General features: G+C 72.9%; 9 protein-coding genes and 1 pseudogene. 4 read left to right on the plus strand and 6 right to left on the minus strand.

From position 1 onward, the window contains the following. Window positions 1-19 precede the first annotated feature (19 nt). The 3 genes from Q1K26_RS19475 to Q1K26_RS19485 are packed head-to-tail and all read left to right on the plus strand — an operon-like array spanning window position 20 to window position 2,605. Window positions 20-805, plus strand: a complete 786-nt coding sequence (locus Q1K26_RS19475; RefSeq protein ID WP_300014871.1) for an ABC-2 family transporter protein — start codon at window positions 20-22, stop codon at window positions 803-805. Window positions 806-839: 34 nt separating this feature from the next. Further along, window positions 840-1,625, plus strand: coding sequence for an ABC-2 family transporter protein (locus Q1K26_RS19480; protein ID WP_300014874.1), 786 nt, complete (start codon window positions 840-842; stop codon window positions 1,623-1,625). Continuing rightward, on the plus strand, window positions 1,622-2,605 hold the full coding sequence (locus Q1K26_RS19485; protein WP_300014877.1) for an ATP-binding cassette domain-containing protein: 984 nt from the start codon (window positions 1,622-1,624) through the stop codon (window positions 2,603-2,605). The genes Q1K26_RS19480 and Q1K26_RS19485 overlap by 4 nt, the downstream gene beginning before the upstream one ends. A 22-nt stretch (window positions 2,606-2,627) precedes the next feature. Here Q1K26_RS19485 and Q1K26_RS19490 read toward each other — a convergent pair whose 3' ends face one another. The 5 genes and pseudogenes from Q1K26_RS19490 to Q1K26_RS19505 all read right to left on the minus strand — a co-directional run bounded on the left by Q1K26_RS19490 (window position 2,628) and on the right by Q1K26_RS19505 (window position 6,202). Further along, window positions 2,628-3,344: a hypothetical protein gene (locus tag Q1K26_RS19490; protein ID WP_300014880.1), complete on the minus strand. Its 717-nt coding sequence runs from the start codon at window positions 3,342-3,344 to the stop codon at window positions 2,628-2,630. Window positions 3,345-3,437: 93 nt separating this feature from the next. Next, window positions 3,438-3,560 (minus strand): annotated as a pseudogene (locus Q1K26_RS28835) (type IV toxin-antitoxin system AbiEi family antitoxin domain-containing protein); the annotation flags it as partial. A 178-nt stretch (window positions 3,561-3,738) separates the two neighbouring features. After that, window positions 3,739-5,046, minus strand: coding sequence for a DUF2252 domain-containing protein (locus Q1K26_RS19495; protein ID WP_300014883.1), 1,308 nt, complete (start codon window positions 5,044-5,046; stop codon window positions 3,739-3,741). Window positions 5,047-5,067: 21 nt separating this feature from the next. Beyond that, window positions 5,068-5,358, minus strand: a complete 291-nt coding sequence (locus Q1K26_RS19500) for a DUF3017 domain-containing protein (protein ID WP_300014886.1) — start codon at window positions 5,356-5,358, stop codon at window positions 5,068-5,070. Continuing rightward, window positions 5,351-6,202 (minus strand): bifunctional methylenetetrahydrofolate dehydrogenase/methenyltetrahydrofolate cyclohydrolase, encoded by an 852-nt coding sequence (locus tag Q1K26_RS19505; protein ID WP_300014889.1) that lies wholly within the window; start codon window positions 6,200-6,202, stop codon window positions 5,351-5,353. Before Q1K26_RS19505 ends, Q1K26_RS19500 begins: the two co-directional genes overlap by 8 nt. Window positions 6,203-6,358: 156 nt before the next feature. On the opposite strand from Q1K26_RS19505, the gene Q1K26_RS19510 reads away from it, so the two are divergent. Then, entirely contained in the window at window positions 6,359-6,997 is a 639-nt protein-coding gene (locus Q1K26_RS19510; RefSeq protein WP_300014892.1) for a GPR1/FUN34/YaaH family transporter, read from the plus strand. A gap of 68 nt (window positions 6,998-7,065) precedes the next feature. Here Q1K26_RS19510 and Q1K26_RS19515 read toward each other — a convergent pair. After that, window positions 7,066-10,364 (minus strand): error-prone DNA polymerase (locus Q1K26_RS19515; RefSeq protein ID WP_300014895.1); only part of this gene is annotated, 3,299 nt, incomplete at its 5' end.

Here is a 10,364-nt window from a genome sequence, read left to right on the forward strand (position 1 = left end):
GGCCGTAACTTGGGAAGACGTGCTGTCGCCGTACCCGCAGCTCGTCCGGGCCGGATTCCGCCGCTACGCCACCTACCGCCAGGCCGCACTCGCCGGCCTCACCACCAACATCGTGTTCGGGCTGCTGCGCGCGGCGGTGCTGGTGGCCGTGCTCGCCGAGCGCCCGGTCGTCGCAGGCTACGACGTGGCCGCCGCGGTCACCTACGTCTGGCTCGGGCAGGGCCTGCTCACCGTGGTGCTGCTGTGGGGCGACACCGAGCTCTACCGGCGCATCCGCAGCGGGGACGTGGTCGTCGACCTCGGGCGGCCGTGGGACCTGCAGGCCGCGATGCTCGCCACCGACCTCGGCCGGGCCGGGTTCGCCGTGCTGGCCCGGCTGGTGCCGCCGGTGGCGTTCGGGGCATGGGCGTTCCCGTTCCGCTGGCCGGAGCAGGCGTCGACGTGGGCGCTGTTCGCGGTGTCCGCGCTGCTCGGCGTGGTCGTCAGCTTCGGGGTGCGGTTCCTGCTCAACGCCAGCGCGTTCTGGCTGCTGGACGCGCGCGGTGTGATCGCGATGTGGGGGGTGGTCGGCGGGGTGCTGTCCGGGCTGGTGGTGCCGCTGGCCTGGTTCCCGGAGTGGGCCCGCACGGCGCTCGCCTTCACCCCGATGCCCTCGCTGTTCCAGATCCCGATCGACGTGTTCCTGGAGCGCGGGAACGCGCCCGGCGCGCTGGCCGCGCAGGCGGGGTGGGCCGTCGCGCTGCTCGCGGCCGGGCGGGTGGCGCTGCGGCGGGGATCGCGGCGGCTGGTGGTGCAGGGTGGCTGAGCGGAGCTTGCGGAGCGAACATCGTCTCGGACACGTGTACCGGCGGATCGTCGCGTCGCGGATCCGCGGCCAGCTCGCCTACCGCACGTCGTTCGCGTTCGACGTCGTGGCGCAGGTGATCGGCCAGAGCATCGAGCTGGTCGCGATCCTCGTGGTGTTCACGCAGGTCAGCTCGCTGGGCGGGTTCGACCGCGACGAGGTCGTGCTCATGTACGGGCTCGCCGCCACCGCGTTCGGGCTGGCCGACCTCGCCGTCGGGCAGGTGGAGGAGCTGCCCGAGTACATCCGCACCGGCGAGCTCGACGTGCTGCTGCTGCGCCCGCTGGGCACGCTCGCGCAGCTGCTCTGCGCCGACGTGTCGCTCAAGCGGCTGGGCCGGGTCGCGGTCGGGCTCGCGGTGTTCGGTTACGCGCTGGCCGGCGCCGCGATCGACTGGACACCGGGGCGGGTGCTGCTCGCCGCCACGGCCCCGCTGGTGGGCGCGGTGATACTGGCCGCGATCTGGATCGCGGCCAACACCGTGTCGTTCTGGCTGGTCGACGGGCGCGAGGTGGCCAACTCCGTCACCTACGGCTCGAACTTCTCCACCTCCTACCCGATCACCGTGTACGGCCCGTGGCTGCGCCGGATCCTGTGCTTCGCGGTGCCGGGCGCGTTCGTCGCCTACTTCCCGGCGCTCGCGCTGCTGGGGCGGGCCGACCCGCTGGGGTTCCCGGAGGAGCTGCGCCACGCCTCGCCGCTCGTCGCCGTGGTGGCGGTGGGCGTCGCGGCGCTGATCTGGCGGACCGGGGTCCGCCGCTACCAGGGAACGGGGTCATGACCACCGAGTACGTCATCAGCACGCAGGGCCTGGGCCGCGACTTCCTCGTCGGCTCCCGGCTGCGCCGCACCCGCGTCACCGCCGTGACCGACGTCACCCTCGACGTCGCCCACGGGGAGGCGGTGGGCTTTCTCGGGCCCAACGGCGCCGGGAAGTCCACGACGATCAAGATGTTGACGGGCGTGCTCGTGCCCAGCGCGGGCACCGCGCGGGTGTGCGGCCTGGACCCGGTGCGCGAGCGGCGCGCGCTGGCCCGCCGGATCGGGGTGGTGTTCGGCCAGCGCAGCCAGCTGTGGTGGGACCTGCCGCTGGCCGAGAGCTTCGCCCTGCACGGGGCGATCCACCGCGTGCCGGCCGCGCGGCACCGCGAGCGGCTCGACGAGTGCGTGGAGCTGATGGACATGGCCGGGTTCCTGGCCACGCCGGTCCGCCAGCTCTCCATGGGCCAGCGGATGCGCGGGGAGGTCACCGCGGCGCTGCTGCACTCGCCGGAGCTGCTGGTGCTCGACGAGCCCACGATCGGGCTCGACCTGGCGTCGAAGGAGCGGCTGCGGACGTTTCTGTCGGCCGTCAACGCCCGCGGGGAGGTGACGCTGCTGCTCACCACGCACGACCTGCCCGACGTGGAGCGCCTGTGCCGGCGCATCGTCGTCATCGACCGCGGACGCGTGCTTGTCGACGACGACCTGGACACCCTGCGCCGTCGCTTCGCCGGGCACCGCAGCCTGGTCGTCGAACTGGCGTCCCCCGCGTCCCCGCCTCCCGCGCTGCCCGGTGTCGTGGGAATCGCGGTGGAGGCGCAGGGCCTGCGGTGGCGGCTGGAGTTCACCGCGGCGACGAGCGCGGCGACGCTGATCGCGGAGGTGGCGCAGCGGGCGGAGCTCCGCGACGTGACGGTGGACGAGCCGTCGATCGAGGACCTGGTGCGCACGCTGTATCTCGCAGTACAGCCGGAAACCGGGCCCCGAACGCCCCGATAGGTGCTGCACCGCGAGAAGGGACTCACCCCGCCCGCCGTCCGCGCGCGAACGCCCGCCAGAACCGGTCGGCCACGGCGACCCGCCCGCGCGGGGTGCGCATCTCGGCGGGCACCCATCGGACGACCTCCAGCCGGTGCTGGTCGCGCAACCAGTCCTCGCGGCGCTTCTCCGCGAACAGGACGCCGGGTTCGTCGTACTTGCCGGCCCCGTCCGCCTCGCCGACGGTCCAGGTGTCGCGCATCAGCATGTCGACCCGGACGACCCCGCCCTGTGGCCCGGTGAAGGGGACCTGGAGCTCCGGCTTCGGCAGCCCGGCCTCCATCAACCACCACCGCGACGACGACTCGAACCAGCTGTCGGACAGCGGATCGGTGCGCGCGACGACGAGTCGTGCGAGGTCGGCACCGACGCGACCGCGGAGCCGATCACCGGCGTCCACCAGCGCATCGCAGGTGGTGATCCCCGTCGCCACCGCCGCGTCGGCGATCGCCAGCGCGGAGTCGGGCGGCGCCACGGTGCAGCAGTCCAGCACCAGGCGCGCCCCGGCGAGGACCGGCACGCCGTCGACCTCGACGACGTCGGCGTCGTCGTAGCCCGTCAGGTGCACGGCGACCCCGACGCCGGGCGTGGACCGGGGGCCGCTGGTGGGGGCGGGCGGCCGCCGCGTGAGGCTCACCCGACCGTCGACCGCGGGCGGGAGGGGCAGCCCGAGGATCCGGGCGGCGCTGAGGTGGGACACGACGCCCCCGGTCGCCCGCAACCCGGCGAGGACCGCGGCGCAACGACGCAGATATGGATCTGCGGCAGGTTCTCGGGCATCCGCGTAGATCCCACGGCGGACGCGGCGCCACTCGCCGCTTCCGAGCATCCGGCGGATGTCGGACGCACCCACGCCGAGCCCTGCGCACTGCGCCGCGGAGATCACGCCACCCTGCGTCCGGGCGACGCGGCGCATGCGCTCACTCAGCGCGCGGCGCGCCGGATCCAGGGGTTGGCGATGTCTGCCCACCCGAGAAGTCTGGCCGGATCTCGCCGGCGGCGTTCCGAGTTGTCCACAGGCGGGCGCTTCTCGCAGTCCAGCACCTTTTGCGCCTCTGAACGGGGCGTTCTCCTGCTGTACTGCGAGAAGCGGCTCAGGAGGTGGCCGCCACCCCGGGGATGGCGCCACCGCGGAACGCCTCCACGAACAGCCTGTGGTCCTCCCGCACCTGGGCGGCGTAGGTGTGCGCGAACCCGGTCACCCAGGCCACGAACTCGTCCTCCCGGCCGTCGACCACGGCGAGGATCGCGTCCTCGGTGGAGAACGGGACGAGGGTGTGGTCGGCGTCGGCGTCGGCGACGCAGTGCACCTTCGCCGTCGCCCGGCCCAGGTACTCCACGACCGGCGCGATCTCGGCGGGCTCGGTGAGCTCGCTCCAGTCCAGGTCCGCCTCGTAGGGCGACACCTCGCTGACGACGAAGCCGACGCCGTCGAGGTCGGTCCAGCCCAGCAGCCGGTCGGCGTGGGCCTGCAGCGCCCGCTGCGACATCGCGGTGCGGTGCCCGTGGTGCCGGAACGCGGCCGCCACGGCCGGATCGTCGACCACGCGGGAGGGCGCCGCGATGTTGCCCTGCTTCATCGAGACGACCACGTCGTTGTCCAGCGCCTCGTTGAGGCCCTCGATCAGCACCGTGTACGCGGGCAGCCCGGCGCTGCCGATGCCGAACCCGGACCGCCCGATCACGTCCTTGACGGTGTAGGCCACCCCGCGGAACCGCTTGGACTCCGGGATCGAGTCCAGGTAGCGGCCGAACGCGTCGACGACGCGTCCCCGCTCGTCGTCGTCGAGGCGGCGCACGCCGGGGCCGTCGCGCAGGATCCGGTCGAAGCCCTCGGACTCGGTGATGTCGTCGAGCAGGGCCACCCGGGTGCGCAGCCGCGCCTTCTGCAGCACCTGCGCGATCACGCCCTCGGCCGTACGCAGGTTGAGCGAGAAGCCGCGGTCGTCGTCCTGCTCGACGAACGTGCGCACCTGGTCGACGTAGCCGCGGACGAAGCGCTCCACCAGTGTCGAGATGTCGTCGTCGGAGATCGCCTTGCGCCAGCCCAGCAGCGCCATGCTGGCCGCGAAGCGCAGGACGTCCCAGGTGAAGTGGCCGACGTAGGCCTCGTCGAAGTCGTTGACGTCGAAGATGAGACTGCCGTCGCCGTCCATGTAGGTGCCGAAGTTCTCGGCGTGCAGGTCGCCCTGGATCCAGACGCGGCTGGTGCGCTCGTCGGCCCACGGGTCCTCCCGCGCGGCGACGTCGGCGTAGAACAGGCAGGCGCTGCCCCGGTAGAAGGCGAACGGGTCGGCGGCCATCTTGCGGAACTTGGTGCGGAACGCGGCGGGGTTCGCCGACATCAGGTCCTCGAAGGCGCCGACGAGGGTGTCGACGATGTACCCGGATCGGTCGGTCATGACCCGATAGTGCCCTGCCGTTCAGCCGAGCGTGAGCTGGCCACGGGTGATCGTCACCGAGAGCAGGACCATGGCGATGCCGAGGCCCGCGTAGCAGGCCACGTCGATGACCCGGCTGCGGATCGCCAGCAGCCCGAGCTGGTCGGGGTCCAGTGCCGCGCGCAGCACCGCGGCCACCAGCACGGCCCCGCCGAGGATGACCCCACCCTGCCGCCAGTGCTCGGTGAGCACCCGCAAGAGGCCCACCCCGGCGATCAGGAACACCAGCGCCGTGGGGGCCCAGACCGGCAGCCGCGCGCGGAGGTCAGCCACGCGCCGCCTCCGCCGCCTCCACGACGTTGGTCAGGAGCATGGCGCGCGTCATCGGACCCACCCCGCCGGGCATCGGCGCGAGCAGCCCGGCCACCTCGGCCACCTCCGGCGCGACGTCGCCGACCAGGCCCAGCTCGGTACGCGAGACGCCGACGTCGAGCACCGTGGCGCCGGGGGCCACCATGTCGGCGGTGACCAGCCCGCGCACGCCCGCGGCGGCGATCACGATGTCGGCGCGGCGGATCTCGGCGGCCAGGTCACGGGTGCCGGTGTGGCACAGCGTCACCGTGGCGTTCTCGCTACGGCGGGTGAGCAGCAGCCCCAGCGGACGCCCGACGGTGACCCCGCGGCCGACGACGGTGACCCGCGCACCGGCGAGCTCCACGCCGTAGCGGGCGCACAGCTCGACGATCCCGCGCGGCGTGCACGGCAGCGGCCCCGGCTCACCGAGGACGAGCCGGCCGAGGTTGACCGGGTGCAGGCCGTCCGCGTCCTTGCCCGGGTCGACGCGCCCCAGCGCGGCCCCGGCGTCCAGGCCGCGGGGCAGCGGCAGCTGCACGATGAAGCCGGTGCAGGCCGGGTCGGCGTTCAGCTCGTCGATCGCCGCCTCGACGTCGGCCTGGGTGGCGTCGGCGGGCAGCTCCCGCTGGATGGAGGTGATGCCGATCTTCGCGCAGTCGCGATGCTTGCCACGGACGTAGGAGTGCGAGCCGGGGTCGTCCCCGACGAGCAACGTGCCCAGTCCGGGCGTGGATCCCGCGGCCACCAGCTTCTCGACACGCCGGCCGAGGTCGTCCAGGATCGCGTTCAGGGTCGCCTTGCCGTCCATCACGGTTGCCGCCACGATCCCATCCTCGCAGAGCAACCCCCGCCCGTCGGGCTGGGACCTGATCGTTATCTGTGTCTCATAACTAGTCAGTCGGAGGGTGGTCAACTCCTGTGACGGCGCGCACAATACGCCGTGACCGGCAAAGGCGCCGGACGACCACCGACGAGAGGCATGTCCACAATGAGCGTGGAGAGCGACGTCACGTCCGAGGCGCCCGCTGCGGCGGCGCCCGCACCTGCGGCACCGGCGGGCAATCCCGCATTGCTCGGCCTTGCAACATTCCTTCCCGGTGCCCTGTCACTGGCTCTGTGGCTGGTCGGCTACCTGCCGGCCGCCGACCTCGGGGGTATCGCCCCGGCCGTACTGTTCTCCTCGGGCCTGTTCCTGCTGATCTCCTGCATCTGGGCGAGCCGGCTCGGGGCCAGCGCGGTCGCCGCGATCTTCGGCACCTTCTCGGCCTTCTGGCTGAGTCTCGGTGTCCTGGTCGCGGCGTTGACCAACGGCTGGCTGGGTCTCGCCGAGGGCAACCAGGCGTTGCCCACCTTCCTGTTGTCGTGGCTGATCGTGTTCGTCGCGCTGACGCTCGCCACCCTGCGGCTGCCGCTGGTGTTCACCGTCGGCTTCGTGCTGGTCGACATCACGGTGGCGCTGGTACTGGCCTTCGCACTGACCGGGACCCAGCTGTTCGCGACCCTGGCCGGGGTCGGCGCGTTCGCGTTCTGCGCCGTCTTCGCCTACATCTGGTTCGACGGGATGGGCCAGGAGCTCGGCGGCAAGGCGATGGCGATGGGCAGCCCCATCCAGAAGTAGCCCCCGCGCTCGACCGGAGGCCCCGCCGCATCGGCCATCCCGCGGCGGGGCCTCTGCTCGTGCGCGGCTCAGCGGAAGTCGCGCGACTTCACCGCCACGGCCAGGTCGAGGCGCTGCAGCCGGTCGGCGACGAGGTTGAGCACCCCCTCGACGCTGCGCTCCAACCGCCCGCGCACCAGCAGCGCCGCGCTGCCGATCGCCACGGTGCGGTAGCGCGCCCACAGCCCCTCCGAGCAGGTGACGTTGAGCATGCCGCTCTCGTCCTCCAGGTTGACGAACGTGACGCCCTTCGCCGTGGCCGGGCGCTGCCGGTGGGTGACCAGCCCGCCCACCAGCACCCGGGGCCAGCGCTGCTCGGGATCGCCCGCCGGCAGGTCCCGCCCGACCTCGGCGAGGCCGTCGATCCGGATGGCGCCGAGCCGGTCGAGGCGCTCGCGCAGGTGCTGCATCGGGTGGCTGTCCGGGGAGACGCCGGTGGCCCAGACGTCGGCCACGGTGAGCTCGGCGGCGGTCAGGCCGGGCAGCGCGGGCGCGTCGAGGCCGACCGCCGCGCCCGGCAGCTCCCCCGGACGCACCGAGGCGACCACCCCGGCCGCCCACAGTGCGGAGCGGCGGTCCAGTGTCGACCCCCTTCGGGCTCCGAAGCACCCGAACGCCCCCGCCGTGGCCAGCGCCTCGGCCTGCGGGACGGTGAGCCGGGTGCGGTCGGCGAGGTCGGCGAGGTCGCGGTAGGGGCCGCGCAGGTCACGCTCGGCGTCGATCCGCTCGGCGAGCTCCAGCCCGATGCCGCGGACCTCGGCGGTGCCCAGCCGGATCGCGTGCCCCCCGGTGCTGTTCGGGTCGGGCTGCAGCGTCGCCTCGGCGCGGCCGTGGTTGACGTCCGGGCCGCGCGCGAGCACGCCGTGCCGGCGGGCGTCGGCCACCAGCGACTGCGGTGAGTAGAAGCCCATCGGCTGGGAGTTGAGCAGCGCCACGCAGAACGCCGCCGGGTGGTAGTGCTTGAACCAGGCGCTGTAGTAGACCAGCGACGCGAAGCTGATCGAGTGGCTCTCCGGGAACCCGAAGTTGGCGAAGGCCACCATCTTGCCGAAGATCTTCTCGGCGAGCTCCCCGCCGATGCCGTTGGCGGCCATGCCGTCGAAGAACCGCCCCCGCAGCTTCTCCATCCTCTCCGTCGACCGCTTCGAACCCATCGCCCGGCGCAGCTCGTCGGCGTCACCCGCGGAGAACCCGGCGACGTCCACGGCCACCTGCATGAGCTGCTCCTGGAACAGCGGCACGCCCAGCGTCTTCTGCAGCGCCCCCTTCAGCAGCGGGTGGTCGTGCTCCCACGGTGCGCCGTTGCGCCGCGAGATGTAGGGGTGCACCGAGCCGCCCTGGATCGGGCCGGGCCGGATCAGCGCGACCTCCACGACCAGGTCGTAGAACACCCGGGGCTTGAGCCGGGGCAGCGTGGCCATCTGCGCGCGCGACTCCACCTGGAACACCCCGACCGAGTCGGCGCGGCAGAGCATGTCGTAGACGGCCGGGTCGTCGGGTTGCAGCTCGTGCAGCTCGATCCTGCGTCCGTCGTGGGCGGCCACCAGATCGATCATCAGGTGCAGCGCGGTGAGCATGCCCAGGCCGAGCAGGTCGAACTTGACCAGCCCGGCGTAGGCGCAGTCGTCCTTGTCCCACTGCACGACGGTGCGATCGGCCATCCGCGCCCACTCGACGGGCACCACCTCCGAGACCGGCCGGTCGCAGATGACCATGCCTCCGGAGTGGATGCCGAGGTGACGGGGGAAGCCGAGCAGCTGACCGGCCAGCTCCCCGACCCGCTCGGGCATGCCCTCGACGTACGGTGCGCCGTTCCAGCGCTCGATCCGCTTGCTCCACGCGTCCTGCTGGCCCGGCGAGAACCCGAACGCCTTGGCCATGTCGCGCACCGCCGACCGCGGCCGGTAGGTGATCACGTTGGCCACCTGCGCGGCGCAGCTGCGCCCGTAGGTGCGATAGACGTACTGGATCACCTCCTCGCGGCGGCCGGACTCGATGTCGAGGTCGATGTCGGGGTAACCCTCGCGCGCCGGGGACAGGAACCGCTCGAACAGCAGACCCATCGCCACGGCGTCGACGTTCGTGATGCCCAGCGCGTAGCAGACCGCCGAGTTCGCGGCCGAGCCCCGGCCCTGGCAGAGGATGTCGGAGCGGCGGCAGAACTCCACGATGTCGTGCACGATCAGGAAGTAGCCGGGGAAGTTCTTGGCCTCGATGATCGCCAGCTCGTGGTGGATCATCTCGACGGCGCGGGCGTACTCGGCGTGGCTGCCGTAGCGCCTCGCGACGCCGCGCCAGGTGAGCTCGCGCAGCCAGTTCGCCTCGGTCCTGCCCTCCGGCACGGGGAACGGGGGCAGGTCGGGTGCCACCAGGCGGATCGAGAACGCGCAGGCCCGCCCGAACTCCGCGGCCCGGGCCACCGCCCCCGGGTACCGGGCGTCGAACCGGGCCGCCATCTCCGAGCCCGAGCGCAGGTGGGCGGTGCCGGCCGGGGGCAACCAGCCGTCCATCTCGTCGAGGCCGCGCCGGGCCCGCACCGCGGCCAGGGCCGTGGCCAGCGGGAACCTGCCCCGCGTGGCGTAGTGGGCCGCCGTGGACGCGATCGTGGGCAGCCCGGCGTCGCGGGCCAGCGCGGCGAGGGCGTCGTTGCGCTCGGAGTCGGTGGGCAGGCCGTGATGGGTGAGCTCGACGGCGACGTGGTCGGTCCCGAACCGCTCGCTGAGCCATCGCAGCGCCTTCGTCGGGTCCCCGCCGCCCGCCAGCGCCTGCCGCACGGCCCCCTTGCGGCAGCCGGTCAGCGCGAGCACGTGCCCCGCGGTCTCGGCGACCACTTCGTCGAGGTCGTACACCGGACGCCCCTTCTCCTCGCCCCGCAGCTGGGCGGCGCTGACCACGCGGCACAGCGCGCGGTAGCCGGCGGGGTCGCGGGCCAGCAGCAGCAGGTGGCTGCCCTCCGGATCGGCCACCCCGTTCTGCGGGGCGGACAGGCCCAGGCTCAGCTCGGCGCCGAACACGGTGGCCACGCCCAGCTCGGCCGCCGCCTCGGCGAACCGGACCACGCCGTACATGCCGTCGTGGTCGGTGAGCGCGATCGCGTCCAGCCCGAGGCGCTTGGCCTGCTCGACGAGCTCCTCGGGATGGCTCGCGCCGTCGAGAAAGCTGAAGTTGGAGTGGCAGTGCAGTTCGGCGTACGGGGCATGATCGGCGTACGGGGCATGATCGGCGTACGGGGCATGATCGGCGTACGGGGCATGATCGGCGTACGGGGCATGATCGGCGTACGGGGCATGATCGGCGTACGGGGCATGATCGGCGTACGGGGCATGAT

It is taken from the genome of Pseudonocardia sp., assembly GCF_029263155.1.
In the GTDB taxonomy this organism is placed as follows: domain Bacteria; phylum Actinomycetota; class Actinomycetes; order Mycobacteriales; family Pseudonocardiaceae; genus Pseudonocardia.

What these genes read in the sequence shown, in the direction of transcription:
- Q1K26_RS19495 (WP_300014883.1), bottom strand. Translation starts at nt 5,046, where the DNA reads ATGACCGACCGATCCGGGTACATCGTCGACACCCTCGTCGGCGCCTTC.
- Q1K26_RS19510 (WP_300014892.1), top strand. Translation starts at nt 6,359, where the DNA reads ATGTCCACAATGAGCGTGGAGAGCGACGTCACGTCCGAGGCGCCCGCT.
- Q1K26_RS19485 (WP_300014877.1), top strand. Translation starts at nt 1,622, where the DNA reads ATGACCACCGAGTACGTCATCAGCACGCAGGGCCTGGGCCGCGACTTC.